At 67.6% G+C, this 24,908-nt stretch carries 24 protein-coding genes; 22 read left to right on the top strand and 2 right to left on the bottom strand.

What is annotated here, in order from left to right; all coding sequences use genetic code 11:
• Positions 1-4 precede the first annotated feature (4 nt).
• The 3 genes from lpdA (at position 5) to ACAM42_RS20090 (ending at position 3,271) form a co-directional block, all read left to right on the top strand.
• Positions 5-1,435, top strand: a complete 1,431-nt coding sequence (gene lpdA, locus ACAM42_RS20100; RefSeq protein WP_307635581.1) for a dihydrolipoyl dehydrogenase — start codon at positions 5-7, stop codon at positions 1,433-1,435.
• Between the two features lie 82 nt (positions 1,436-1,517).
• Positions 1,518-2,615: a cell division protein ZapE gene (gene zapE / locus ACAM42_RS20095; protein WP_062480826.1), complete on the top strand. Its 1,098-nt coding sequence runs from the start codon at positions 1,518-1,520 to the stop codon at positions 2,613-2,615.
• Complete coding sequence (locus ACAM42_RS20090) at positions 2,612-3,271, top strand: hypothetical protein (protein ID WP_070061017.1); 660 nt, start codon at positions 2,612-2,614, stop codon at positions 3,269-3,271. The genes zapE and ACAM42_RS20090 overlap by 4 nt, the downstream gene beginning before the upstream one ends.
• A 21-nt stretch (positions 3,272-3,292) precedes the next feature.
• Here the strand turns inward: ACAM42_RS20090 and ACAM42_RS20085 are convergent, their stop codons facing one another.
• The gene (locus ACAM42_RS20085) at positions 3,293-4,063 is read right to left on the bottom strand and encodes a PP2C family serine/threonine-protein phosphatase (RefSeq protein WP_369629132.1); all 771 of its coding nucleotides are present in this window, start codon (positions 4,061-4,063) and stop codon (positions 3,293-3,295) included.
• 107 nt (positions 4,064-4,170) lie between these two features.
• Between ACAM42_RS20085 and ACAM42_RS20080 the strand changes: the two genes are divergently transcribed.
• Positions 4,171-4,377, top strand: a complete 207-nt coding sequence (locus tag ACAM42_RS20080; RefSeq protein WP_062481953.1) for a YdcH family protein — start codon at positions 4,171-4,173, stop codon at positions 4,375-4,377.
• A complete protein-coding gene (locus ACAM42_RS20075; RefSeq protein WP_369629131.1) occupies positions 4,374-6,455 on the top strand; it encodes an ATP-dependent DNA helicase in 2,082 nt (693 codons plus the stop codon). Before ACAM42_RS20080 ends, ACAM42_RS20075 begins: the two co-directional genes overlap by 4 nt.
• A gap of 21 nt (positions 6,456-6,476) precedes the next feature.
• Here the strand turns inward: ACAM42_RS20075 and ACAM42_RS20070 are convergent, their stop codons facing one another.
• Positions 6,477-7,286, bottom strand: a complete 810-nt coding sequence (locus ACAM42_RS20070) for an outer membrane protein assembly factor BamD (RefSeq protein ID WP_070061014.1) — start codon at positions 7,284-7,286, stop codon at positions 6,477-6,479.
• A gap of 23 nt (positions 7,287-7,309) precedes the next feature.
• Here ACAM42_RS20070 and ACAM42_RS20065 point away from each other — a divergent pair, with 23 nt between their 5' ends.
• The 17 genes from ACAM42_RS20065 to ACAM42_RS19985 all read left to right on the top strand — a co-directional run bounded on the left by ACAM42_RS20065 (position 7,310) and on the right by ACAM42_RS19985 (position 24,878).
• Complete coding sequence (locus ACAM42_RS20065) at positions 7,310-8,326, top strand: RluA family pseudouridine synthase (protein WP_369632789.1); 1,017 nt, start codon at positions 7,310-7,312, stop codon at positions 8,324-8,326.
• A 128-nt stretch (positions 8,327-8,454) separates the two neighbouring features.
• Complete coding sequence (gene scpB, locus ACAM42_RS20060) at positions 8,455-9,390, top strand: SMC-Scp complex subunit ScpB (RefSeq protein ID WP_369629130.1); 936 nt, start codon at positions 8,455-8,457, stop codon at positions 9,388-9,390.
• Complete coding sequence (locus ACAM42_RS20055; protein WP_369629129.1) at positions 9,387-11,249, top strand: pseudouridine synthase; 1,863 nt, start codon at positions 9,387-9,389, stop codon at positions 11,247-11,249. Before scpB ends, ACAM42_RS20055 begins: the two co-directional genes overlap by 4 nt.
• A 152-nt stretch (positions 11,250-11,401) precedes the next feature.
• The gene (gene ndk / locus ACAM42_RS20050; RefSeq protein WP_013542117.1) at positions 11,402-11,827 is read left to right on the top strand and encodes a nucleoside-diphosphate kinase; all 426 of its coding nucleotides are present in this window, start codon (positions 11,402-11,404) and stop codon (positions 11,825-11,827) included.
• Positions 11,828-11,848: 21 nt separating this feature from the next.
• A complete protein-coding gene (gene rlmN, locus ACAM42_RS20045; protein WP_139706583.1) occupies positions 11,849-13,018 on the top strand; it encodes a 23S rRNA (adenine(2503)-C(2))-methyltransferase RlmN in 1,170 nt (389 codons plus the stop codon).
• Between the two features lie 4 nt (positions 13,019-13,022).
• Positions 13,023-13,874, top strand: coding sequence for a type IV pilus biogenesis/stability protein PilW (pilW, locus tag ACAM42_RS20040; protein WP_159271536.1), 852 nt, complete (start codon positions 13,023-13,025; stop codon positions 13,872-13,874).
• Entirely contained in the window at positions 13,867-14,796 is a 930-nt protein-coding gene (locus tag ACAM42_RS20035; protein ID WP_369629128.1) for a helix-turn-helix domain-containing protein, read from the top strand. Before pilW ends, ACAM42_RS20035 begins: the two co-directional genes overlap by 8 nt.
• Positions 14,793-16,073: a flavodoxin-dependent (E)-4-hydroxy-3-methylbut-2-enyl-diphosphate synthase gene (ispG, locus tag ACAM42_RS20030; RefSeq protein WP_070061008.1), complete on the top strand. Its 1,281-nt coding sequence runs from the start codon at positions 14,793-14,795 to the stop codon at positions 16,071-16,073. Before ACAM42_RS20035 ends, ispG begins: the two co-directional genes overlap by 4 nt.
• Before the next feature lie 15 nt (positions 16,074-16,088).
• Complete coding sequence (gene hisS / locus ACAM42_RS20025; RefSeq protein ID WP_159271538.1) at positions 16,089-17,399, top strand: histidine--tRNA ligase; 1,311 nt, start codon at positions 16,089-16,091, stop codon at positions 17,397-17,399.
• 6 nt (positions 17,400-17,405) lie between these two features.
• Positions 17,406-18,098 carry a tetratricopeptide repeat protein gene (locus ACAM42_RS20020; RefSeq protein WP_062480767.1) on the top strand — a complete coding sequence of 231 codons (693 nt, stop codon included), beginning with the start codon at positions 17,406-17,408 and terminating at the stop codon, positions 18,096-18,098.
• Positions 18,099-18,110: 12 nt separating this feature from the next.
• Positions 18,111-19,253 (top strand): outer membrane protein assembly factor BamB, encoded by a 1,143-nt coding sequence (gene bamB, locus ACAM42_RS20015; protein ID WP_369629127.1) that lies wholly within the window; start codon positions 18,111-18,113, stop codon positions 19,251-19,253.
• Positions 19,254-19,319: 66 nt separating this feature from the next.
• Positions 19,320-20,663: a ribosome biogenesis GTPase Der gene (gene der / locus ACAM42_RS20010; protein WP_062480763.1), complete on the top strand. Its 1,344-nt coding sequence runs from the start codon at positions 19,320-19,322 to the stop codon at positions 20,661-20,663.
• A 146-nt stretch (positions 20,664-20,809) separates the two neighbouring features.
• Positions 20,810-21,073, top strand: a complete 264-nt coding sequence (hfq, locus tag ACAM42_RS20005; RefSeq protein ID WP_172438262.1) for an RNA chaperone Hfq — start codon at positions 20,810-20,812, stop codon at positions 21,071-21,073.
• A 53-nt stretch (positions 21,074-21,126) separates the two neighbouring features.
• On the top strand, positions 21,127-22,296 hold the full coding sequence (gene hflX / locus ACAM42_RS20000) for a GTPase HflX (protein WP_095947220.1): 1,170 nt from the start codon (positions 21,127-21,129) through the stop codon (positions 22,294-22,296).
• Positions 22,297-22,370: 74 nt separating this feature from the next.
• On the top strand, positions 22,371-23,747 hold the full coding sequence (gene hflK / locus ACAM42_RS19995; protein WP_369629126.1) for an FtsH protease activity modulator HflK: 1,377 nt from the start codon (positions 22,371-22,373) through the stop codon (positions 23,745-23,747).
• Between the two features lie 17 nt (positions 23,748-23,764).
• Entirely contained in the window at positions 23,765-24,652 is an 888-nt protein-coding gene (hflC, locus tag ACAM42_RS19990; protein ID WP_062480758.1) for a protease modulator HflC, read from the top strand.
• Positions 24,653-24,689: 37 nt separating this feature from the next.
• Positions 24,690-24,878 carry a DUF2065 domain-containing protein gene (locus tag ACAM42_RS19985; RefSeq protein WP_062480756.1) on the top strand — a complete coding sequence of 63 codons (189 nt, stop codon included), beginning with the start codon at positions 24,690-24,692 and terminating at the stop codon, positions 24,876-24,878.
• Positions 24,879-24,908 lie beyond the last annotated feature (30 nt).

Below are 24,908 nucleotides of genomic sequence, written 5' to 3'. Positions count from 1 at the left end.
CCAGATGGCAAACAAGCAATTCGACGTCGTCGTCATCGGCGGCGGTCCTGGCGGCTACATCGCGGCGATCCGCGCTGCGCAGCTCGGCTTCAACGTGGCCTGCATCGACGAGTGGAAAAACGGCAAGGGCGGCCCCGCACCGGGCGGCACCTGCACCAATGTCGGCTGCATCCCCTCGAAGGCGCTGCTGCAATCGTCGGAGCACTTCGAGCAGGCCGGTCACCACTTCGCGGACCACGGCATCAAGGTCGAAGGCCTCGGCCTGGACATCGACAAGATGCTGGCCCGCAAGGACCAGGTCGTGAAGCAGAACAACGACGGCATCCTGTACCTGTTCAAGAAGAACAAGATCAGCTTCTTCCACGGCCGCGGTTCGTTCGTGAAGGCGGACGACGCCGGCTACGAGATCAAGGTGGCAGGCGCCGCTGAAGAATCGATCAGCGGCAAGCACATCATCATCGCCACGGGCTCCAACGCCCGCGCGCTGCCGGGCACGCCGTTCGACGAGGAAAACATCCTCTCGAACGACGGCGCGCTGCGCATCGGCGCGGTGCCCAAGAAGCTGGGCCTGATCGGCTCGGGCGTCATCGGCCTCGAAATGGGCTCGGTGTGGCGCCGCCTCGGTGCCGAGGTCACGGTGCTCGAAGCACTGCCGACCTTCCTGGGCGCCGTGGACGAGCAGATCGCCAAGGAAGCCAAGAAGGCCTTCGACAAGCAGAAGCTCAAGATCGAACTCGGCGTCAAGGTCGGTGAGATCAAGTCGTCGAAGAAGGGCGTGAGCGTCGCCTGGACCAACGCCAAGGGCGAAGCCCAGACGCTGGAAGTCGACAAGCTGATCGTCTCGATCGGTCGCGTGCCCAACACCATCGGCCTGAACGCCGAAGCCGTGGGCCTGAAGCTCGACGAGCGCGGCGCCATCGCCGTGGACGACGACTGCAAGACCAGCCTGCCCAACGTGTGGGCCATCGGCGACGTGGTGCGCGGCCCGATGCTGGCGCACAAGGCCGAGGAAGAAGGCGTGGCCGTGGCGGAGCGCATCGCGGGCCAGCATGGCCACGTGAACTTCAACACCGTGCCGTGGGTGATCTACACCAGCCCCGAGATCGCATGGGTCGGCCAGACCGAGCAGCAGCTCAAGGCCGCGGGCCGCGCCTACAAGGCCGGCACCTTCCCGTTCCTGGCGAACGGCCGCGCACGCGCGCTGGGCGACACGACCGGCATGGTCAAGTTCCTGGCCGACGCCGCCACGGACGAGATCCTGGGCGTGCACATCGTGGGCCCGCAGGCCAGCGAGCTGATCTCCGAAGCCGTGGTGGCGATGGAGTTCAAGGCCAGTGCCGAAGACATCGCGCGCATCTGCCATGCGCACCCGTCGCTGTCGGAAGCCACCAAGGAAGCGGCCCTGGCCGTGGATAAGCGCACGCTCAACTTCTGATCTCCGGTTCTTGAGCGAACCCGGCCCCGATCGACCCTCGCGGGGCGGTCGGGGCTCTCCATTTTTGAAGCGATCCGATCCCTTGAGCGTCAAACAGGCTTACGAAGCGGAACTCGCGGCACGCGGGTTCAAGAGCGATCCCGCACAACTCGCGGCCGTCGAGGCGCTCGACCGCTGCGCCACCGAGTGGGGCGAGTACAAGGCCCGGCGCTCCAATGCGCTGAAGAAGCTCATCAACCGTCCGGAGCTGCCGCGCGGCGTCTACATGTACGGCGGCGTGGGGCGCGGCAAGAGCTTCCTGATGGACCTGTTCTTCAACGCCGTGCCGTTGCGGCGCAAGACGCGCCTGCACTTCCACGAGTTCATGCGCGAAGTGCACCGCGAGCTGCGCGACCTGCAGGGCACCGTGAACCCGCTCGACGAGCTGGGGCTGCGCATCTCCAAGCGCTACAAGCTGATCTGCTTCGACGAGTTCCACGTCGCGGACATCACCGACGCGATGATCCTGCACCGGCTGCTCGTGGCGCTGTTCGACAACGGCGTGGGCTTTGTCACCACCTCGAACTTCAAGCCCGACGACCTGTACCCTGGCGGCCTGCACCGCGACCGCATCCTGCCCGCCATTGCACTGCTCAACCAGAAGCTCGAAGTGCTGAGCGTGGACAACGGCACCGACTACCGGCGCCGCACGCTGGAGCAGCTGCGCATGTACCTCACGCCGAACGACGCGGCGGCCGAGAAGGAAATGCGCCACGCCTTCGACAAGCTGGCCGAGACGGCGGACGAGAACCCGATCCTGCACATCGAGCAGCGCGAGATCCGTGCACTGCGCAAGGCCGGCGGCGTGGTGTGGTTCGACTTCAAGACGCTGTGCGGCGGTCCGCGCTCGCAGAACGACTACCTCGAGATCGCGAGCCAGTTCCACACCGTGCTGCTGTCCGACGTGCCGCACATGCCGGTGCGCATGGCCTCGGAAGCACGCCGTTTCACCTGGCTGGTCGATGTCTTGTACGACCGGCGCTGCAAGCTCATCATGTCGGCCGAGGTTCCGCCCGAGGCGTTGTACACCGAGGGGCCGCTGGCGCACGAGTTTCCGCGCACGGTGTCCCGGCTCACCGAAATGCAGTCGAGCGAATTCCTCGCCCTGGAACGCCGCATCGTCGACACCCGACTCACATGAAAAAAACCGCTCTTGCCCTGTTCCTGGCCTTGGCCAGCCTGCCGCTGTGGGCCCAGTCCAATGCGGCGGCGGGCAACGCCGACCTCGAAGCCGAACGCAGCCGCCTGGCGGCCGAGCGCGAGGTCATCGAGTCGCGCTACGCGAAGGAGCGCGCGGCCTGCTACAAGAAGTTCGCGGTCGAAGACTGCCTGCGCGAAAGCCGCAGCCGCCGTCGCAAGGAAACCGACCACATCAAGCGGCAGGAAACCGCGATCAACGACATCCAGCGTCAGCGCAGCGGCGCGGCCGAGCTGCAGAAGCTCGACCAGAAGGCTGCCACCCAGCGCCCACAGGATTCGCGCGAGCAGCGCGAGAAGTCGCAGGAAGACCAGAAGGCACGCGAGCAGCGTGCTGCCGACCACGCGGCAAGCCGCGCCGCGACGGCGGCCGATGCGGACGCACGCCAGCGCCAGTTCGAGAACAAGCAGAAGGCCCATGCCGACGAGCAGGCCAAGGCGGCGCAGCGCCGCGCCGAAGCGCCGGCCGCGACCACGCGCTTCGAGGACAAGCAGAAGCGGGCCGCCGAACACCGTGCCAACCGCGAGCGCCAGAACGCCGAGCGCACCAAGCCGCGCGGTGCGCCGTTGCCGCCAGCACCGGCGGCTTCCTCGCCCTGATCCTTGAAAGAGGGCGGGCGCTCAGGCCGCCGCGGGCAGCCTGTCGAGCTTGAGCACCGCGATCGAGATGTTGTCGCCCGTGCCGCGCGCACGGCGCCGCGCTTCTCCCACCAGGATTTCCACTGCGTCGCGCGGCGGCTGCGCGTACAGCACGCTGGCCAGTTCCTCGGGCGAGAAGTAGTGCCACAGGCCGTCGCTGCAGGCCATCAGCAGGTCGCCCGGCTGCAGCTTGGCGATGTGGTGCGGATCGACGGGCGGCGGCGTGGTCGTCATGCCCAGGCAGCCCAGCAGGATGTTGCCCTGCGGATGGATGTTGGCCTCGGCCTCGCTGATCTGGCCGCGATCGACCAGCGCCTGCACGTACGAATGGTCGCGCGTGCGCTTGACCAGCGCGCCGTCGTTGAAGTGATAGATGCGCGAGTCGCCCGCATGAATCCAGGCGCAGTCGCCCTTGGGGGTCATCAGGAAGGCGGCCAGCGTACTGTGCGGCTCCTGCTCGCTCGACAGCGCCGTGAGCTTGATCACCGTGTGGGCGTCTTCGAGCAGCTGGCGCAGCACGACGGCGGGGTCGTCGCGCTCGGGGCTGTAGCGGGTGAAGAGCTGGCGCGCGGTCATGAGCACCTGGTCGGACGCCTTGCGCCCGCCGCTGCGTCCGCCCATGCCGTCGGCGATGACACCGAGCACGCAGCCCGGCGTGCGAGGGTGGCTCATCAACAGCACCTGGTCCTGCTGGTAGGGGCGATCCCCCTTGTGGAGGCCGGTGGCGGCGGCGAGTCGAAAGCCTTGGGTCATGAGCGCTGGGGCGCCAGAGGCGCGCTTTCTGTCTTCTCTGGGGTTCGTGTCAGGACGTATTATCGAATGAACACGCGCGGCCCCATGCGGCACGCGCACCCCCACCGTTGGACTCCAATCTTCATTCCCTTTCCCGTCAGCTGATCGAGCTGCGCATTGCGCATGCCGACCTCGACGCCACCATCGACCGGCTCTCGGAAGACGGCACGCCGCAGGACGAACTGCTGATGCGCCGCCTGAAAAAGCGCCGCCTCGCCCTGCGCGACCAGATCGCCCAGCTCGAGAACGCGCTCGACCCGAAAGAACCGGCGTGACGTCGCCGCTCGAAAACCAGGTGCGCGATGCGTTCGCGCAGGACGGGGTGCTGTCGCAGGCCGCCGAGCAGTTCCGCGAACGCGGCGGCCAGACCGAGATGGCGATGGCCGTGGCCCGCACCATTTCCGACGGCGGCATGCTCGTGGTCGAGGCCGGCACGGGCGTGGGCAAGACCTTCTCGTACCTCGTGCCGGCGCTGCTGAGCGGCGAGCGCGTGCTGCTCTCGACCGCCACCAAGACCCTGCAGGACCAGCTGTTCGGCCGCGACCTGCCGCGCCTTGTCGAGGCCTTCGCGCTGCCGATACGTACGGCGCTGCTGAAAGGGCGGGGCAGCTACCTGTGCCTGCATCGGCTCGACATGGCGCGCCACGACGCCTCGCTGCCCGAGCGCGGCAGCCTGCGCACGCTGGCAAAGATCGAGCAGTGGTCGAAAGCCACGCGCACCGGCGACCTCGCAGAGCTGCCGGGGCTCGACGAACGTTCGCCACTGATCCCGCTGATCACCTCCACGCGCGAGAACTGCCTGGGCGCGCAATGCCCGCAGTTCAAGGCCTGCCACGTCAACCTGGCGCGGCGCGAGGCGCTGGCGGCCGACATCGTGGTCATCAACCACCACCTGTTCTTTGCCGACCTCGCGGTGCGCGAGACAGGCATGGCCGAGCTGCTGCCGACCGTGAGCGTCGTCGTGTTCGACGAGGCGCACCAGCTCAACGAAACCGGCGTGCAGTTCCTGGGCGCACAGCTCGGCAGCGGGCAGGCGCTCGACTTCGCGCGCGACATGCTCGGCGCGGGCCTGCAGCATGCGCGCGGGCTGGTCGACTGGCAGCAGCTGGTGGCGGGCGTGGAACGCGCGGCGCGCGAGCTGCGGCTGGTGGTCGGCAAGCAATGGCCGGGCGCCAAGCTGCGCTGGATCGGCCCGGCCCCCGACGGCGTGAATGCCGAAGCCTGGCAGGGCGCGCTCGACGACCTGCAGGACGCCTTCGTGCTGGCCGCCGACGGGCTGGACACGGTGAGCGAAATCTCGCCCGACTTCGTGCGCCTGCACGAGCGCGCGCGCCAGCTCGCCAAGCGCACGGCGCGTTTCGCGCAGCCGTGCGAACTCGACTCGGTGCGCTGGGTCGATGTCGGCACGCAGCTGCGGCTGATCGAGTCGCCGCTCGACATCGCCGATGCGATGCGCAAGCGGGTGCTCAAGCTGGCCGACGAGCCCGTGGAGTCCGACTTGCCCTACGGCGACGACGAGGAAGACCCGGAGCACGGCGCCGTCCCGCCGCCTCCGCAGGAAGACAGCCGCCGCGCCTGGGTCTTCACCTCCGCCACGCTGGGTGACGACCCGACGCTGCGCTGGTTCACCGAACCCTGCGGCCTGCGCGATGCCGAAGTGCTGCGTGTGCAAAGTCCGTTCGACTACGCCTCGCAGGCAGCGATCTACGTGCCGCGGGCCTTTCCGAAGCCCAACGATCCCACGCACAGCCAGCAGGTGGCCAAGCTGGCCGCGCACGGCGCCGCCGAACTCGGCGGGCGCACGCTCGTGCTGACCACCACGCTGCGCGCGCTGCGCACCATCGGCGACGCGATGCGCCAGCAGTTCGAACTGCTTCAGACGGAGGCGCGGCCCGAGGTGCTGGTGCAGGGCGAGCTGCCCAAGCGCGTGCTCATGGACCGCTTCCGCGAAGGCGCGAGCAACGGGCGCGTGGGCTGCGTGCTGGTCGCGTCGGCGTCGTTCTGGGAAGGCTTCGATGCGCCGGGCGACGCGCTGCAGTTCGTGGTGATCGACAAGCTGCCGTTCCCGCCGCCCAACGATCCGCTCGTGGAGGCCCGCTCGCAGCGGCTCGAAGCGCAGGGGCGCAGCTCGTTCAGCGACTACTCGCTGCCCGAAGCGGCCGTGGCATTGAAACAGGGGGCGGGGCGCCTCATCCGCCGTGAAACCGACAGCGGCGTGCTCGCGATCTGCGACACGCGCCTCGTGGCGATGGGCTATGGCCGGCGGCTGCTGGCGGCGTTGCCGCCGATGCGCCGGCTGGAAACCGAAGCGGATTTCGAGAGCGCGATCGACGCGCTCAGGAAACCTTACTGATATCTATCGGGGGGCGCTGGATTACCAGAGCTTCCACCAGGGGTCGGTGCTGCCCTTGAAGCCGTTCGCCAGGTAGGTGCTCTGCGGGTAGTTGGTGGTCAGCACGCGCTGTGCGTCGTCGCGCAGGTCCTTCATGCCGAGTGCGTCGTACGACTTCACCATGATGTACAGGGCTTCTTCGAGCGCCGGCACTTCGCGGTAGTCGGACAGCGCGATCTGTGCCCGGTTGATGGCCGCCAGGTAGGCGCCACGGGAGTAGTAATAGCGCGCCACATGAACTTCGTACTGCGCGAGCGAGTTCACGATGTAGTTCATGCGCTGGCGCGCGTCGGGCGCGTAGCGCGACTCGGGGAAGCGCGTCACGAGGTCGCGGAAGGATTCGAACGATTCCTTGGCGGCCTTCTGGTCGCGCTCGGACAGGTCCTGGCGCGTCAGGAACGCGAACATGCCCAGGTCGTCGTTGAAGTTGATCACGCCCTTCAGGTAGAGCGCGTAATCGAACGCCGGGCTGGCCGGGTGCAGCTTCATGAAGCGGTCGAGCGTGGCGATGGCGTTGGCCTTTTCGCCGGCCTTGTGCTGGGCGTAGGCCTTTTCGAGCTGGGCCTGCTGGGCCAGCGGCGTGCCGGCGGCACGGCCTTCGAGCTTCTCGTACAGCGGCACTGCCTTGTCGTAGGCGCCGGAGCCGACTTCGTCCTTGGCTTCCGAGTAGATGCGGTTGGGGCTCCAGTTCGCGGTCTTGTCTTCCTTGGTGGTGGAACCGCAACCGGCGACGAGAAGGGCCGCCGCGCTGAGCGCGATCCAGGCAGGGACCGATAATTTGGCGCGAAACATCACATACGGCTTTCGTGAAACAGTTGCCCTCAATTATATCGACCGACCCCCTGACCGATCCCCCGGAAGGGCCTGAACCTGAAGAGGGCGCCGATCTCGCGGAGCCCAGCGAGCTGCGGCCCTTCGCTATTGACCAAGCGCAGCACGGGCAGCGGCTCGACCGCGCCCTGGCGGCGCTGGTGCCCGAGTTTTCGCGCAGTTACCTTCAGCAACTCATTGAGGCGGGCGCCGTCGAACTGCAAGGGCGCACGCTCACCAAGGTTTCTGCCACGGTGCGCGCGGGCCAGTCGGGGCGCATCGAGCTGCGGCCTACGCCCCAGAGCCAGGCCTTCCGGCCCGAGGCGATGGCGCTGGTCACGGTCCACGAGGACGAGCACCTGCGGATCATCGACAAGCCGGCCGGCCTGGTGGTGCACCCGGCGCCGGGCCACTGGAGCGGCACGCTGCTGAACGGGCTGCTGGCGCTCGACCCGAAGGCCGTGCTGCTGCCGCGCGCGGGCATCGTGCACCGCCTCGACCGCGACACCAGCGGCCTGATGGTGGTGGCGCGCACGCGGGCCGCGATGGACGCCATGGTGGCGCTGATCGCCGCGCGCGAGGTGAAGCGCCAGTACCTGGCGATGGGGCACAAGGCCTGGGAAGGCGCGGCGGCCCGCCAGGTGGATGCGCCTATCGGCCGCGATCCGCGCAACCGGCTGCGCATGGCGGTGGTCGACCTGGAGCGCCACGCAGGCAAGACCGCGCGCACGCTGATCGAGCGGCTCGACAGCCACACCGACGGCTGCGCGGTGCGCTGCACGCTCGAAACCGGTCGCACCCACCAGATCCGCGTGCACATGGCGTCGATCGGCCATCCGCTGGTCGGGGACGCGCTGTATGGCGGCGCGCCCGCGGCGGGGCTGTCGCGGCAGGCGCTGCATGCGTTCCGGCTGGCGTTCGTGCATCCCGTCACGCAGCAGGCGATGGAGTTCCGTTCGCCGCCGCCGCCCGATCTGGCCCAGGCTTTGCAGACCTGGGGGCTGGATTACAATCGCGCCTGACGGCCCGAGGGCCGCGCCGGCCACCCGATGCCGGCCTTGCGTTGCACTCGCCGCGTGCCGGCAACGCCTACCCCTTCCATCCATCTGAACAAGCGTCGCCAGGCGCCTTTTTCCGGATAACGCGAACCATGAATACGGCGGATGCCAAGCGCATTCTCGAAACCGCCTTGATCTGTTCGAGCCAGCCGCTGCCGGTGCGCGACATGCGCGTGCTGTTCGACGACGAGCTGGGCGTGGACACGATCAAGGTGCTGTTGCTCGAACTGCAGGAAGACTGGGCGCAACGCGGCCTGGAGCTGGTGAGCGTCGGCAGCGGCTGGCGTTTCCAGAGCCGGCCCGAGATGCGCGATGCCCTCGATCGCCTGCATCCCGAGAAGCCGCCGCGCTACACGCGCGCCGCGCTCGAGACGCTGGCCATCATTGCCTACCGGCAGCCGGCCACGCGCGGCGACATGGAAGACATCCGCGGCGTCACGATCAACTCGCTGATCCTGAAGCAGCTCGAAGACCGCGGCTGGGTCGAGGTGATCGGCCACCGCGAAACGGTCGGCCGGCCCGCGCTCTACGCGACCACCCGCCAGTTCCTCGACGACCTGGGCCTGGCCTCGCTGGACCAGCTGCCGCTGGTGGAAACGCCCGCGCAGCAGGCGGCGCTGGTTGACGCACTGCAGCAGGCCGCGGGCGACCAGCCGGGGCTGCCGATCGACGGCGATGCGGCGGAAGAGGCCGTTGCGGAATCTGCAGAGCCCGCAGTGCTGGTGGATGGAGAAGAAGGTGTGCAGCCCGAACTCGCCATGGTCGATGCGCCGCCTGAGTCGGCTGAGCTGGCGGAAGTCGTCTCGACCGATGCGGCGGAGTTTGCCGAAGAGGTGGTGGCGATCGCCGAGGCCGTTGAGCCCGTCGATGAGGCGCTGCCTGTGCCCGAGCCAGAAACCGGCGAGCCGCCCGCCGAAACCGAAGTAGCCGCCGCGCCCGAAGAACCCGAATCCGACGTCCCGTCCCCCGCAGCGGACGAGACCGATCCCCACGACCCCCACGCTGTTTCTCCCGGAAAAACCCCATGAGCTCATCCGACACCGACGACGCAGCGATGCTGCCGGTCGAACCCGAAGTCAAGAAGCGGAAGCGGGCCGCCACGCCCAAGAAGGTGACGGAAGTTGCTGTTGAATCCGTCGCTGCGCCCGCAGAGCCGGCAGGGGCCGAGGCCGGGGAAGCGCCGAAGAAGCCGCGTGCACCCCGCAAGAAGAAGGTGGTCGAGGCGCCGGCTGCCGATGAGCAATTGGTGAGCGCGGCGGAAGTCGCTCCTGCTGCGGAAGCTCCCGCGACGGTCCAGCCCGATGTGGCGCCCGTGGCTGCGGAAGTGGTGGCAGCCGAGGCAGACGAGCCGGCGCCGGTCGAAGCACAGCGTCCCCAGATGTCCGACGAAGACCAGGACGACGACCGTGGGGACGACGAAGACGACGAAGGCGACGAGGAAGACGAGCCCGACGAAGAGGAAGACGACCTCGATCGCGCCCGCCGTGCCGCCGAGCGCGAGCAACGCAATGCGCCGCCGACCGAGCCGATCCGTTTTGCCGACGTCATTTCCGGCCAGTTCGACGCCGACGAGGAAAGCCCCGAGGTGCCGCCGCTCAAGCGCGTGCTGCTGCCCGAGGCCGATTCGCCCAAGCTGCACAAGGTGCTGGCGCAGGCCGGCCTCGGTTCGCGCCTCGAGATGGAGCAACTCATCCTGCAGGGTCGCATCTCGGTCAACAACGAGCCGGCCCACATCGGCCAGCGCATCCAGTACGGCGACCAGGTCAAGATCAACGGCAAGCCGATCCGCTACCGCATCGCACCGCCACCGCCGCGCGTGATCGCGTACCACAAGCCCGTGGGCGAGGTCGTCACGCACGACGACCCGCAGAACCGCCCGACGGTGTTCCGCAAGCTGCCGCGTCTGCAGCAAGGCAAGTGGCAGTCGGTCGGCCGGCTCGACCTGAACACCGAAGGCCTGCTGCTGTTCAGCAGCTCCGGCGACCTGGCCAACCAGCTCATGCACCCGCGCTTCGGCCTGGAGCGCGAGTACGCGGTGCGCGTGCTGGGCGCGCTCACCAGCGAAGAAAAGAAGAAGCTGCTCGAGGGCGTGCGCCTGGACGACGGCATGGCGCAGTTCGGCACCATCGAAGACGGTGGCGGCGAAGGCTCCAACTGCTGGTACCGCGTGACCATTTCCGAGGGCCGCAACCGCGAGGTGCGCCGCCTGTTCGAGTCGGTGGGCCATGCGGTCAGCCGACTCATCCGCATCCGCTACGGCGCGATGGTGCTGCCGCGCGGTCTCAAGCGCGGTGCCTGGATGGAGCTCGACGAGCGCGACATCCAGGCGCTGTTCCAGGCCTCGGGCGGTGCGCAGGCGCGCCCGGCGGGTCCGTCGCAGCGCGGTCCCGGCGGGCCGGAGGGTGGCGGTCGCAACGGCCGGAACAAGAAGCGCCGCGGCAACAACAACAACCGCAACGGCGGCATGGGTGGCGGTCAGCCGCGTGAAGCGCGCGGCGAAGCACCGATCCCGAGTCCGCTGGGCGACGCTCGTCCGCCGCGTGGCGAGCGCGGCGGACGCGGTGGTCCCAACCGGGGTGGTGGCAATGGCGGCCCGCCGCAGCAAGGGCGTCGCGGCAACGCCGGTCCCGGCAACCGTCAGGGCGGCCAGGGGCAGGGGCAGGGCGGCGGTGGCAACCGGTCGGCGGGTGCTGGCGGTGGCGGCGGTGCGAACCAGCCCGATCCGATGAAGACCTCGCTCGGCTACATCGGTGCCGACAGCTTCTCGCGCCAGCGCAAGGAACAGCGCGGCGGTCCGGGACGTCGCGGCGGTGGTGGCGGCTCGCAAGGCGGCGGTGGTGGCTTTGGCGGTGGCGGCGGCGGCGGCGGGCGCCGTCGCGGACGCTGAAAGCCAGCCGTCGGAGCGCGGCCTTTCGCGGGGTTTTCACCAATCCCGCAGGTCGCGCCGGTTAAAATCAGAGGCTTTGTCGACGTGCCACGAAACAAACTCGTTGCAGTTGTGACAAAACACTTCAAAATCAAAGCTCAGGAAGCATTTCAATGGCTATCGAACGTACCCTTTCCATCATCAAGCCCGACGCCGTCGCCAAGAACGTCATCGGCAAGATCGTTTCCCGCTTCGAGGCTGCCGGCCTCAAGATCGTCGCTGCCAAGCTGGTTCACCTGTCGCGCAACGAAGCCGAGCAGTTCTACTCGGTGCACAAGGAGCGTCCCTTCTTCAAGGACCTCGTCGAGTTCATGATCTCGGGCCCCGTGTTCGTGCAAGTGCTCGAAGGCGAGAACGCCATCGCCAAGAACCGTGACCTGATGGGCGCCACGGACCCCAAGAAGGCAGCCGCCGGCACCATCCGCGCCGACTTCGCCGACAGCATCGACGCCAACGCCGTTCACGGCTCGGACGCGCCCGAAACGGCTGCCAACGAAGTGTCGTTCTTCTTCGCCGGCCTCAACGTCTACGCACGCTGAAGCCGTTGCTCGCCTGAATTCATGACCACAGCCAATCTGCTCGAATTCGATCTCGACGGGCTGGCTGCGTTCTGCGAAAAACTCGGCGAGAAAAAATTCCGCGCCACGCAGTTGTTCCGCTGGATCCACCAGCGTGGCGCCAGCGACTTCACCCAGATGACCGATCTGGCGAAGTCGCTGCGCGAGAAACTCGCGACCACCGCGCGCGTGGAGGCCCTGTCGGTCCTCACGCAGCATGAATCCAAGGACGGCACGATCAAGTGGCTGTTCGACGTCGGCGGCGGCGATGCGGTCGAGGCCGTGTTCATCCCCGAAGACGATCGCGGCACGCTGTGCGTGTCGTCGCAGGCCGGTTGCGCCGTGGGCTGCCGCTTTTGCTCGACCGGGCATCAGGGCTTCAGCCGCAACCTCACCACGGGTGAAATCGTCGCCCAGCTCTGGTTCGCCGAGCACTTCCTGCGCAAGCACCTCAAGCGCGACGAGCGCGTCATCTCCAACGTGGTGATGATGGGCATGGGCGAGCCGCTGCAGAACTATTCGGCGCTGGTGCCCGCCTTGCGCACCATGCTCGACGACAACGCCTACGGGCTGTCGCGCCGCCGTGTCACCGTGTCGACCTCCGGCGTGGTGCCGATGATCGACCGCCTGGGCACCGATTGCGCCGTGGCCATGGCTGTCTCGCTGCATGCGCCCAACGATGCGCTGCGCGACGACCTCGTGCCGCTCAATCGCAAGTACCCGATCGCCGAACTGCTCGAGGCCTGCAAGCGCTACCTCGTGCACGCGCCGCGCGACTTCATCACCTTCGAATACTGCATGCTCGACGGCGTGAACGACCAGCCCGAACATGCGCGCCAGCTGATCGAGCTCGTGCGCAAGCACGACGTCTCGTGCAAGTTCAACCTGATTCCGTTCAACCCGTTCCCGGCGTCGGGCCTGCTGCGCTCGCCGCAACCGCGCGTGCTGGCCTTTGCCCGCACGCTGAGCGAAGCGGGCCTCGTGACCACCGTGCGCAAGACGCGCGGTGACGACATCGACGCCGCCTGCGGACAGCTCGCCGGCGACGTGAAAGACCGCACCCGCGCGGCCGAGCGCATGGCCCAGCGCCGTGCGGCGGTGGCCGAGCGTCCCGTCGTTCTGCACCCGACCCGCGCCAAGACCCCCAAGACCACCGTTCCCCAGGAGCATTGACGCAATGAGCATGGCCTTTCCGACGACGACCGCGAGCGTGCAGCGAGTGCTGGGCGCAGGAATCGCGAGCGTCGCCGTGGCGCTTCTTCTCGCGGGCTGCGTCAACACGCGAACCACCACCACCGGGCTTGTCGGCAGCGGGGCCGACAGCGGCACCACTGCCGTGACCGACGTCGACGAAAACAACCGTCGCCGTGCCCGCCTGCGGATGGAGCTGGCCGCCGGCTATTTCGAACACGGCCAGCCCTCGGTCGCCCTCGAAGAGCTCAAGCAGGTGCTGGCCATCGATCCGAACTACGCCGACGCCTACAACCTGCGCGGCCTGGTCTACATGCGGCTGGACGACGCCGGCCAGGCCGAAGACAGCTTCCGCCGCGCGGTCGCAATCAATCCGCGCGACGCCAACACGCGCCACAACTATGGCTGGCTGCTGTGCCAGCAGAACCGCTACGGCGACGCCGCGCAGCAGTTCGCCGCGGCACTGGCCGTGCCCAGCTATGCTGACCGTGCCAAGACGCTCATGACCCAGGGGGTCTGCGAGCTCAAGGCCGGCCAGCGGCCGCAGGCCGAGCGCAGCCTCCTGCAGGCCTACGAGCTCGATGCCGGCAATCCGGTGGTCGGCTTCAACCTGGCCTCGGTGCTGGCGCAGCGCGAAGAATGGTCGCGCGCGCAGTTCTACGTCCGCCGTGTCAACAACAGCCCCTCGGCCAATGCCGAGACGCTCTGGCTCGGCATCAAGATCGAACGGAAGCTCAACAACCGCGAGGCTGTCGCGCAGCTGGGCGGTCAATTGCAACGACGTTTCCCTCAATCGCGGGAGGCAATGGCGTACGAGCGCGGGAATTTCAATGACTGAACGGGTTTCGGAGTTCGGGACGTCCGCGGCGCTGCCGCTGGCAGAAGGCGACGTCGCGCACAAGACGGCCGGTGACATGCTGCGCGAGGCGCGCGAAGCGCACGGCCTGCACATCGAGATGGTGGCCGCGGCGCTCAAGGTGCCGCCGCAAAAGCTGATCGCACTCGAGGCCGACGACATCGCCTCGCTGCCCGACCCGGTGTTCGCCCGGGCCCTGGCCAGCAGCGTGTGCCGCGCACTGCGCATCGATCCGGCGCCAGTGCTTGCCAAGCTGCCGGGCGCACAACGCGCACCGCTGGCCGAAACCAACCGCACGCTGAATGCCCGCGTGGTCTCCGACACGCCGCGCTGGAACGGTGGACGCTCCGGCGGCCTGCCGTCGCGCGCGCTGCTGACGGTCGTGGTGCTGCTCTTGATCGGTGCCGGCGTGCTGTTCTGGATGCCGCAATCGGCGTTCGACCAGATCGGCGCCTCCGTCGCGCGGCTGACCGCAAAGAACGAGGGCGAGACCATGCCGCCGCCCGCCGATCCGGCCGATGTCTCGGAGCCCGTGCCGACGCAGGCCGTGGCGCCGACCGGCCCGGTGGGCGCCGCGTCGGCCGCCGGCGTGGCGGCTGCTGCGCCAACCGCCCCGGCTTCCGCGCCCCTCGCGGCCGTCGCCAACACCAGCGCCGCCAGCAGCCAGCAGCTCGTCTTCGTGGCGCGCGAGGAATGCTGGATCACCGTCACCGAGGCCGGTGGCAGGCAACTGCTGCGCCGCAGCCTGCAGGTCGGCGAGACCGTCGGGCTGTCCGGCACGCTGCCGCTGTCCGTGGTGGTGGGGCGTGCATCGGCCGTCGATGTGCAGGTGAACGGAAAGCCCTACGATCTGAAGCCTGTCACCCGCGGAGGCGGCGTGGCGCGTTTCGAGGTGAAATCGTGACAACCGACTGCACTCCCCAACCCATCGAATCGGCGGCGCCCAAGGCGCGCCGCTCGCGCCAGGCCAGCGTGGTCTGGGGCCCGCGCATCGTCACGGTGGGGGGCGACGCGCCCACGCGCGTGCAGTCGATGACCAACACCGACACGGTCGATGCCATCGGCACCGCGATCCAGGTCAAGGAACTCGCCATTGCGGGCTCCGAAATGGTCCGCATCACCGTCAACACGCCCGAGGCCGCCGCGCAGGTGCCCTACATCCGCGAGCAGCTCGATCGCATGGGCATCGACGTGCCGCTGATCGGCGACTTTCACTACAACGGCCACCGCCTGCTCACCGACTATCCGGCCTGTGCCGAGGCGCTGAGCAAGTACCGCATCAACCCCGGCAACGTGGGCAAGGGTGACAAGAAGGACAAGCAGTTCGGCCAGATGATCGATGCGGCCATGCGCTGGAACAAGCCGGTGCGCATCGGCGTGAACTGGGGCAGCCTCGACCAGGAGCTGCTCGCCAGCCTGATGGACACCAACAGCCAGCGCGCCGAGCCCTGGGATGCCAAGCAGGTGATGTACGAGGCGCTGATCACCTCGGCCATCGAATCCGCCAAGCTCGCCGAGTCGATGGGCATGGCCGGCAACCAGGTCATCCTGTCGTGCAAGGTGAGCGGCGTGCAGGACCTGATCTCGGTCTACCGCGAACTCGCGAAGCGCTGCGACAACCCGCTGCACCTGGGCCTGACCGAAGCCGGCATGGGCACCAAGGGCACGGTGGCCTCGGCCACGGCACTGTCGATCCTTCTGCAAGAGGGCATCGGCGACACGATCCGCGTGTCGCTCACGCCGCAGCCGGGCGAGTCGCGCACGCAGGAAGTGCTGATCGCCAACGAAATCCTCCAGGCCCTGGGCCTGCGCGTGTTCGTGCCGAGCGTCACGGCCTGCCCGGGCTGCGGCCGCACCACGAGCACCACCTTCCAGGAACTGGCCAAGCAGATCGACGACTACCTGCGCCTGCAGATGCCGGTCTGGCGCAAGAAGTACCCCGGTGTCGAGACGCTGAAGGTGGCTGTCATGGGCTGCATCGTCAACGGCCCCGGCGAGAGCAAGCACGCCGACATCGGCATCAGCCTGCCCGGCACCGGCGAAGCACCGGCCGCGCCGGTCTTCATCGACGGCGAAAAGGCCCTCACGCTGCGCGGCGACAATATCGCCAACGAGTTCCACCAGCTCGTCGAAACCTACATCGAAAAGCGCTTCGGCAGCGAACACGCTGTCCTGGCCTGACACCTCCGCAGACTCATGGCTGAAAAACTGAATGCCGTCAAAGGCATGAACGACATATTGCCGCCCGAATCGGCGCGCTGGGAGTGGCTCGAAGCCACCGTGCGCGAGCTGATGGGGCGCTATGCGTACCGCAACGTCCGCACCCCGATCCTGGAGCACACGGCGCTGTTCGTGCGCGGCATCGGCGAAGTGACGGACATCGTCGAGAAGGAGATGTACGCCTTCGAAGACCGGTCGGACAAGCATGGGCAGTCGGAGCACCTGGCGATGCGCCCGGAGAACACGGCCGGCCTCGTGCGCGCCGTGATCGAGCACAACATGCTCTACGAAGGGCCCAAGCGCCTCTGGTACACGGGCCCGATGTTCCGCCGCGAAAAGCCGCAGCGCGGGCGCTTCCGCCAGTTCCACCAGATCGGTGCCGAGGCGCTCGGCTTCGCCGGCCCCGATGTCGACGCCGAACTGATCCTGCTGGCCACCGCGCTGTGGAAGGCCATCGGCCTGACCGATGTGCGCCTGGAGCTCAACAGCCTGGGCCAGCCGGCCGAGCGCGCATTGCACCGCGCCCAGCTCATCGCCCACTTCGAGCAGCACGCCGACAAGCTCGACGAGGACGGCAAGCGCCGCCTGCACAGCAACCCGCTGCGCATCCTCGACACGAAGAACCCAGCGATGAAAGAGGTGGTCGAGTCGGCGCCGAAGCTGATCGACTTTCTCGGTGCCGAATCGCTGGCGCACTTCGAGGGGCTGCAGGCCATCCTCAAGGCCAACGACATCGCCTTCACGATCAATCCACGCCTCGTGCGCGGGCTCGACTACTACAACCTCACGGTGTTCGAGTTCGTGACCGACCGCCTCGGCGCGCAGGGCACGGTGTGCGCCGGCGGCCGCTACGACGACCTCATCGCCCAGATCGGCGGCAAACCGGCGCCCGCGGTGGGCTGGGCCATCGGCGTCGAGCGCGTGCTCGACCTACTGAAAGAGCAGGGCGCCGAAGTGCCGGCACCGGTGCCCGATGTCTATGCCATCGTGCCCGACGCCGCTTCGATGCCCGTCGTGCTGCGCGCCTTGCAGCAGCTGCGCGAAACCGGCGTGCGCGTGCAGATGCACGCCAGCACCGCCGAGGGCCTGGCGAGCTTCAAGGCGCAGATGCGCAAGGCGGACGCCAGCGGTGCCACCTACGCGCTGATCTTCGGCGCCGATGAACTTGCGCGCGGTGAAGTGACTCTCAAGGCCTTGCGCGACGCCAGCGTCGCGCAGTCCGCCCGTTCACTTGCTGAAGTGACCACCTGGGCCGCCACCCTACAATCGCCGGCTCCCAACCTCTGACAGCGCATGGCCACCCATCTCGACCTCGAAGAACAGGAACAGCTCGACCAGCTCAAGCATTTCTGGAACACCTACGGCACCCTGATCACCTGGGCTGTGCTGCTCGTCGCCGGCGCCTTCGTGGCCTGGAACGGCTGGCAGTACTACCAGCGCACCAAGGCTGCCCAGGCCGCGGCCCTCTATGACGAGGTCGAGCGCAGCACGCAGTCGGGCGACGTCGAGCGCATCCAGCGCGTGATGACCGACATGAAGGACCGTTTCGCTGGCACCGCCTACGCGCAGCAAGCCGGCCTGCTGGTCGCCAAGACGCTGTTCGACAAGGGCAATGCCGACGGCTCGCGCGCGGCGCTGGGCTGGGTGGCGCAGAACGCCGTCGACCCGGGTTACCAGGCCATCGCCAAGCTGCGGCTCGCGGCCGAGCTGCTCGACGCCAAGTCCTATGACGACGCGCTCAAGCAACTCGACGGCAAGGTGCCGACCGAATTCGAACCGCTGGTGGCCGACCGCAAGGGCGACATCTACATGGCGCAAGGCAAGCGCGACGAGGCGCAGGCCGAGTACCGCAAGGCCTGGACCGGCCTGGGCGCCGGCTCGGACTACCGCCGGCTGGTCGAGATCAAGCTCAACGCGGTCGGTGTCGACCCGAAGACCCTGGCGCCGACCGTCACCGTGACGCCCGCCGTCCCCAAGAACTCCTGATCGCACACCCTCATGAATTTCAAGCGTTTCATGCCTGAATCGGCCGCCCTGCGCGCGGGTTCTGCTCTTGTTCTGGTAGCGCTCCTGGCCGCCTGCTCGGGCTCCGGCAAGCCCAAGCCCGCCGAACTGCCGGCCAACCCGTCCCTGATGGGCGTGCGCCAGGCCTGGAACGTGCGGATTCCGGGCGTCGAATTCCCGCTCACCGCCGATGTCAGCGGTGACATCGTGACCGTGGCCGGCAGCGACGGCACGGTCGTCGCCATCGATGCCCGCGCCGGTCGCGAAACCTGGCGCGCCAGCGCCGGCGCGCCGCTGGCGGCCGGTGTCGGCAGCGACGGTTCGCTGACGGCCGTGGTCACCACCAACAACGAAGTGGTCGCCATCGAAAACGGCAAGGTGCTGTGGAAGCAGCGCCTGTCGGCCCAGGCTTTCACCGCTCCGCTGGTGGCTGGCCGCCGCGTCTTCGTGCAGACCGCCGACCGCAGCGTCAGCGCCTGGGACGGCCAGAGCGGCCGTCGCCTGTGGCAGCAGCAGCGTCCGGGCGAAAACCTCGTGCTGCGCAAGTCGGGCGTGCTGATCGCGGTGGGCGACACGCTGGTCGCCGGTCTGGGCGGCCGACTCGTCGGCATGAACCCCGGCAACGGCAGCTCGCGCTGGGAAGCCCCCATTGCCGCGCCGCGCGGTACCAACGACGTGGAACGCCTGGTCGACCTGACCGGCAGCGTGAGCCGCTACGGCGACACGGTCTGCGCACGCGCCTACTACGCCAGCGTCGGCTGCGTTGACACGCTGCGCGGCCAGCTGCTCTGGAGCAAGCCGGCCTCGGGTGCCGACGGCGTGAGCGGCGACGAGCGCTTTCTCTATGGCACCGAGTCGGATGGCAGCGTCACCGCCTGGCGTCGCGCCGACGGCGAACGCGCCTGGCAGATGAGTCGCCTGAAGAACCGCGAACTGACAGCGCCGCTGGCCGTGGGCCGCTCGCTGATCATCGGCGAGAGCACCGGCACGCTGCACTTCGTGTCGCGCGAAGACGGTGCGCTGCTCAACCGCGTCACGCCCGACGGCTCGGCCATCACCGTGACGCCGGTCCTGGCCGGCAACACGGTGGTTGTCGTGACCGCCAAGGGTGGCGTGTTCGGTTACCGCCCTGAATAATCATTTTTTGTCTTTCTCTTACTTCCAAGGCCCGACCATGAAAACCGCGCCATCGAAAGGCCGGCCATGAAGCCGGTCGTGGCCCTGGTCGGCCGTCCCAACGTCGGCAAGTCGACGCTCTTCAACCGCCTGACCCAGACGCGCGACGCCATCGTCGCCGACTTCGCCGGCCTCACGCGCGACCGTCACTACGGCAACGGCCGCCTGGGCAAGCACGAGTTCATCGTGATCGACACCGGCGGCTTCGAGCCAGATGCCGGCAGCGGCATCTACAAGGAAATGGCCAAGCAGACGCGCCAGGCCGTGGCCGAGGCCGACGTCGTGATCTTCGTGGTCGATGCCCGCGAAGGCCTCTCGGCGCAAGACCACGACATCGCCAACGAGCTGCGCCGGCTGGGCAAGCCCTGCGTGCTGGCGGCCAACAAGGCCGAAGGCATGCACGACGGCACCAAGCTGGTCGACTTCTACGAGCTGGGCTTCGGCGACGTGCACGGCGTGTCCGCGGCGCACGGGCAGGGCATGCGCGACCTGGTCGAACTGGCGCTCGCGCCGCTGAACCTGGCCGATCCGGACGACGAGGAAGACGAAGACGACGTCAACAAGCCGATCAAGCTGGCCGTGGCCGGCCGGCCCAACGTCGGCAAGTCGACGCTGATCAACACCTGGCTGGGCGAAGAGCGCTTGGTGGCCTTCGACATGCCCGGCACGACGCGCGACGCCATCTCGGTGCCCTTCGAGCGCAACGGCCAGCGCTTCGAACTGATCGACACCGCCGGCCTGCGCCGCAAGGGCCGGGTGTTCGAGGCGATCGAGAAGTTCTCGGTGGTCAAGACGCTGCAGGCCATCGAATCGGCCAACGTCGTGCTGCTGCTGCTCGACGCCACGCAGGGCGTGACCGACCAGGACGCGCACATCGCCGGCTACATCCTCGAAAGCGGACGTGCCGTGGTGATCGCCATCAACAAGTGGGACGCGGTCGACAGCTACCAGCGCGAGCAGATCCAGCGGCAGATCGAAACCCGCCTGCCGTTCCTGAAGTTCGCGTCATTGCATTTCATCTCGGCCATCAAGCGCCAGGGCCTGGGCCCGGTGTGGCAGGCCATTGCGCAGGCCCACAAGTCGGCCACGCGCAAGATGTCGACGCCGGTGCTGACGCGCCTGCTGCTGGAGGCGGTGCAATTCCAGGCGCCCCAGCGCGGTGGCATGTTCCGGCCCAAGCTGCGCTATGCGCACCAGGGCGGCATGAATCCACCCGTGATCATCATTCACGGCAATTCGCTGGAGCATGTGACCGACGCCTACAAGCGTTTCCTGGAAGGGCGTTTCCGCAAGGAATTCGACCTCGTGGGCACGCCCTTGCGGATCCAGTTCAAAAGCTCGCAGAATCCGTTCGTGGACAAGGACAACTGAGGGCGCTTGGCTGCCGATGGCAGCCGTTGAGCCGCAGCAGGAGCGGAAGTTCCGTCTTTTGAGAACCGTTATTTTCTCAAGGCTTTTGACCCCGATTGCTGCGGCGCAGAAACCCTGTGTTAAGGTCATCTCTCCAACAACTACTCTTGAACACGGAGAATATCGTGAGCAATAAAGGGCAACTTCTGCAAGACCCGTTTCTGAACACCTTGCGTCGCGAGCATGTGCCGGTTTCCATTTATTTGGTGAACGGCATCAAGCTGCAAGGCCAGATCGAGTCCTTCGATCAATACGTCGTGTTGCTCCGCAATACAGTGACGCAAATGGTCTACAAGCACGCCATTTCCACCATCGTGCCGGGTCGTGCCGTCAACTTCTCGGCCAACGAGAACGACGACGCCGCCGCCTGATCGCGCGGAGCGCGGCGGCAACCCCGCCGCGCTTTTTCCATATCTGATTCCGCTTGTCTGATTCGATCCCCCGCCAGGAAGGCGCCGCCGTTCTCGTCGGTGTCGATTTCGGGCTGCCCCATTTCGACAGCGAGCTCGAAGAACTCGGCCTGCTCGCACAAACCGCGGGCCTGACGCCCGTTGCCCGCCTGGCCTGCAAGCGCAAGGCGCCCGATGCGGCGCTGTTTGTCGGCAGCGGCAAGGCCGAAGAGATCAAGGAGCTCGCCGCCATGCACAGGGCGAGCGAGGTCATCTTCGACCAGTCCTTGAGCCCTGCGCAGCAGCGCAACCTCGAGCGCCAGCTCGATGTCGCGGTGTATGACCGCACCTTCCTCATTCTCGAGATCTTCGCCCAGCGCGCCCGCTCGCACGAAGGCAAGCTGCAGGTCGAGCTGGCTCGCCTGCAGTATCTGAGCACGCGGCTGGTCCGCCGCTGGTCCCACCTGGAGCGCCAGACCGGCGGTGCAGGTGTGCGCGGCGGCCCCGGCGAGAAGCAGATCGAGCTCGACCGCCGCATGATCAACGAGTCGATCAAGCGCACGCGCGAGCGCCTGGCCAAGGTGCAGAAGCAGCGCAGCACGCAGCGCCGCCAGCGCGAGCGCCGCGAGACCTTCAACATCTCGCTCGTCGGCTACACCAACGCGGGCAAATCGTCGATCTTCAATGCGATGGTCAAGGCCCGCGCCTATGCGGCCGACCAGCTGTTCGCCACGCTCGACACCACCACGCGCAACCTCTACCTGGGCGATGCGCGCCGGCAGGTGTCGATCTCCGACACCGTGGGCTTCATCCGCGACCTGCCGCACGGCCTGGTCGACGCGTTCAAGGCCACCTTGCAGGAGGCGGTCGATGCCGACCTGCTGCTGCACGTGATCGATGCCTCCAACCCGCACTATCCCGAGCAGATGGCCGAGGTCCAGTCGGTGCTGCAGGACATCGGCGCAGGCGACGTGCCGCAACTGCTGGTGTTCAACAAGCTCGACGCTCTTGAAAGCGCGCAACATCCGCTGCATCTGCAGGACGAGATGGAAATCGACGGCGTGCAGGTTCCCCGCATCTTCCTCAGCGCCAGGACCGGTGAAGGCCTGCCGTTGCTGCGGGCCGAGCTGGCCCGGCAGTCGGGTTCCGTCGCCGATACGATGACCCCTGAGGCGGACGCTGAATTGCACGATGCGGCCCCTTGATTGGGCACAATCCCGCCACTGACACGAGAACGAAGCGAATGAATGCAAAGCCAGCGCGGAGAGGGTTTCTGGGCATGTTCAACCTGAACGATGGCCGATGGGGTCGCGGCGACGAGCCGTCCTCCAACGGCGACCGCCCGGCCGGCAACCGGCCGCCCGATGCCGATCCCCCCGGCGCCCCGATCCCGCCGCCTTCGAGCGGCAACCAGAGCAACAACGGCAACGGCAATCGCCCGCGCGGCCAGGGCCCGAACCAGGGTCCGCCCGACCTCGACGAACTCTGGCGCGACCTCAATCGCAAGCTCGGCGGTTTCTTCGGCGGTGGCAAGGGTGGCGGCAATCGCCCCAACGGCACCGGCGGCGGTGGCGGCAACGGCTACAAGCCTGACATGAAGAATGCCGGCTTCGGCATCGGCCTCGTGGCTGCCGTGGCGATCCTGATCTGGCTCGGCACCGGCTTCTTCATCGTGAACGAAGGCCAGCAGGCGGTGGTCACGCAGTTCGGCCGCTACAAGTCGACGGTGAACGCCGGCTTCAACTGGCGCCTGCCGTACCCGATCCAGCGCCACGAGGTGGTGGTGACCACGCAGATCCGTTCCACCGACGTGGGCCGCGACGCCATCGTGCGTTCCACGGGCCTGCGCGAATCGGCCATGCTGACAGAAGACGAAAACATCGTCGAAATCAAGTTTGCCGTGCAGTACCGCCTGAGCGATGCGCGCGCCTGGCTCTACGAGAGCAAGTCGCCGTCCGAGACCATCGTGCAGGTGGCAGAGAGCTCGGTGCGCGAAGTGGTCGGCAAGATGAAGATGGACGCCGCGCTCGCCGAAGAGCGCGACCAGATCGCCCCGCGCGTTCGCGCATTGATGCAGACCATCCTCGACCGCTACAAGGTCGGCGTCGAAGTCGTCGGCATCAACCTGCAGCAGGGCGGCGTGCGTCCGCCCGAGCAGGTGCAGGCCGCCTTCGACGACGTGCTCAAGGCCGGCCAGGAACGCGAACGCGCCAAGAACGACGCCGAGGCCTACGCCAACAACGTCGTGCCGCTGGCCACCGGTACCTCGTCGCGCCTGAAGGAAGAGTCCGAGGCCTACAAGGCCCGCATCGTGGCGCAGGCACAAGGTGACGCAGGTCGCTTCAGCTCGGTGCTGACCGAGTACCAGAAGGCGCCGCAGGTGACGCGCGACCGCATGTACACCGACGCCATGCAGCAGATCTACGCCAGCACGACCAAGGTGCTGGTCGACAGCAAGCAGGGCTCCAACCTGCTGTACCTGCCGCTCGACAAGCTGATGCAGCAAGGCGGCGGCAACACAGCCACGCCCGTGGACGCCGCCAGCCCCAGCGTGGCCGGCACCGCACCGACCCAGTCGTCGGTGATCCCGGTGGCGCCCGCCACCACCGACGTGCGCGCCCGTGACGGCCGCTCGCGTGACCGCGACGTGCGCTGAGAAAGGCCCGGAACAACATGAACAGAATCGGTTTCATCGCCACCTCGGTCCTCGTCCTGCTCGTGCTGCTGAGCTCGACCCTCTTCGTGGTCGACCAGCGCCAGTTCGGCGTGGTCTATGCCCTCGGCCAGATCAAGCAGGTCATCACCGAGCCCGGCCTCAACTTCAAGCTGCCGCCGCCGTTCCAGAACGTGTCGTACATCGACAAGCGCCTGCTGACGCTCTCGAGCCTCGACACCGAGCCCATGCTCACCGCTGAAAAGCAGCGCGTGGTGATCGACTGGTACGTGCGCTGGCGCATCTCCGACCCGCAGGCCTACATCCGCAACGTCGGCCTCGACGAGAACGCGGGCGCCATGCAGCTGAACCGCGTGGTGCGCAATGCCTTCCAGGAAAACATCAACAAGCGCACCGTGCGCGACCTGATCTCGGTGCGCCGCGAGGCCCTGATGGCCGACGTGCAGCGCGAAGTGCTGGCCGTGGTGAAGGGTGCCAAGCCCTGGGGCGTCGACGTGGTCGACGTGCGCATCACCCGCGTCGACTACGTGGAAGCCATCACCGAATCGGTCTACCGCCGCATGGAAGCCGAGCGCAAGCGCGTGGCCAACGAGCTGCGCTCCACCGGCACGGCCGAAGGCGAGAAGATCCGCGCGGACGCCGACCGCCAGCGCGAAGTGATCGTGGCCAACGCCTACCGCGACGCCCAGAAGATCAAGGGCGAGGGCGATGCCCAGGCTGCCGCGACCTACAGCGAGGCCTTCGGCCGCGATCCGCAGTTCGCCCAGTTCTATCGCAGCCTCGAGGCCTACAAGCAGAGCTTCAACAAGAAGAGCGACGTGATGGTGCTCGACCCGTCCTCGGACTTCTTCCGCGCCATGCAGAGCTCCGGTTCGGCGCGCAAGTAACAACAGGCCGTCCGTTTCCGCTGTCCTGCCTGGAGCCGTGAGCGCCGACACCTTCTGGAGCGCGTTGGCGCTGGTCCTGGTGATCGAAGGCATCCTGCCTTTCGTCTCGCCGGGCGGGTGGCGGCGCGGCTTCAGCCAACTGCTGCAGCTGCGCGATGGCCAGCTGCGTTTCTTCGGTCTTTGCAGCATCCTGCTGGGTTTGGTACTGCTCTGGGTTCTGGGGTAGCTCGGGCCCGGTAGAATCCCGGTTTAACCA

This window comes from Variovorax sp. V35, from assembly GCF_041154465.1.
GTDB classification, from domain to species: domain Bacteria; phylum Pseudomonadota; class Gammaproteobacteria; order Burkholderiales; family Burkholderiaceae_C; genus Variovorax; species Variovorax boronicumulans.
This window is presented reverse-complemented; position numbering and strand designations above follow the sequence as displayed.

Bases quoted from the DNA above. Each gene is read 5' to 3' on its own strand.
- lpdA (WP_307635581.1), top strand. From the start codon at position 5: ATGGCAAACAAGCAATTCGACGTCGTCGTCATCGGCGGCGGTCCTGGC.
- ACAM42_RS20090 (WP_070061017.1), top strand. From the start codon at position 2,612: ATGAAAAAAACCGCTCTTGCCCTGTTCCTGGCCTTGGCCAGCCTGCCG.
- ACAM42_RS20085 (WP_369629132.1), bottom strand. From the start codon at position 4,063: ATGACCCAAGGCTTTCGACTCGCCGCCGCCACCGGCCTCCACAAGGGG.
- ACAM42_RS20070 (WP_070061014.1), bottom strand. From the start codon at position 7,286: ATGTTTCGCGCCAAATTATCGGTCCCTGCCTGGATCGCGCTCAGCGCG.
- scpB (WP_369629130.1), top strand. From the start codon at position 8,455: ATGAATACGGCGGATGCCAAGCGCATTCTCGAAACCGCCTTGATCTGT.
- ACAM42_RS20055 (WP_369629129.1), top strand. From the start codon at position 9,387: ATGAGCTCATCCGACACCGACGACGCAGCGATGCTGCCGGTCGAACCC.
- ndk (WP_013542117.1), top strand. From the start codon at position 11,402: ATGGCTATCGAACGTACCCTTTCCATCATCAAGCCCGACGCCGTCGCC.
- rlmN (WP_139706583.1), top strand. From the start codon at position 11,849: ATGACCACAGCCAATCTGCTCGAATTCGATCTCGACGGGCTGGCTGCG.
- pilW (WP_159271536.1), top strand. From the start codon at position 13,023: ATGAGCATGGCCTTTCCGACGACGACCGCGAGCGTGCAGCGAGTGCTG.
- ACAM42_RS20035 (WP_369629128.1), top strand. From the start codon at position 13,867: ATGACTGAACGGGTTTCGGAGTTCGGGACGTCCGCGGCGCTGCCGCTG.
- hisS (WP_159271538.1), top strand. From the start codon at position 16,089: ATGGCTGAAAAACTGAATGCCGTCAAAGGCATGAACGACATATTGCCG.
- ACAM42_RS20020 (WP_062480767.1), top strand. From the start codon at position 17,406: ATGGCCACCCATCTCGACCTCGAAGAACAGGAACAGCTCGACCAGCTC.
- bamB (WP_369629127.1), top strand. From the start codon at position 18,111: ATGAATTTCAAGCGTTTCATGCCTGAATCGGCCGCCCTGCGCGCGGGT.
- der (WP_062480763.1), top strand. From the start codon at position 19,320: ATGAAGCCGGTCGTGGCCCTGGTCGGCCGTCCCAACGTCGGCAAGTCG.
- hflK (WP_369629126.1), top strand. From the start codon at position 22,371: ATGTTCAACCTGAACGATGGCCGATGGGGTCGCGGCGACGAGCCGTCC.
- hflC (WP_062480758.1), top strand. From the start codon at position 23,765: ATGAACAGAATCGGTTTCATCGCCACCTCGGTCCTCGTCCTGCTCGTG.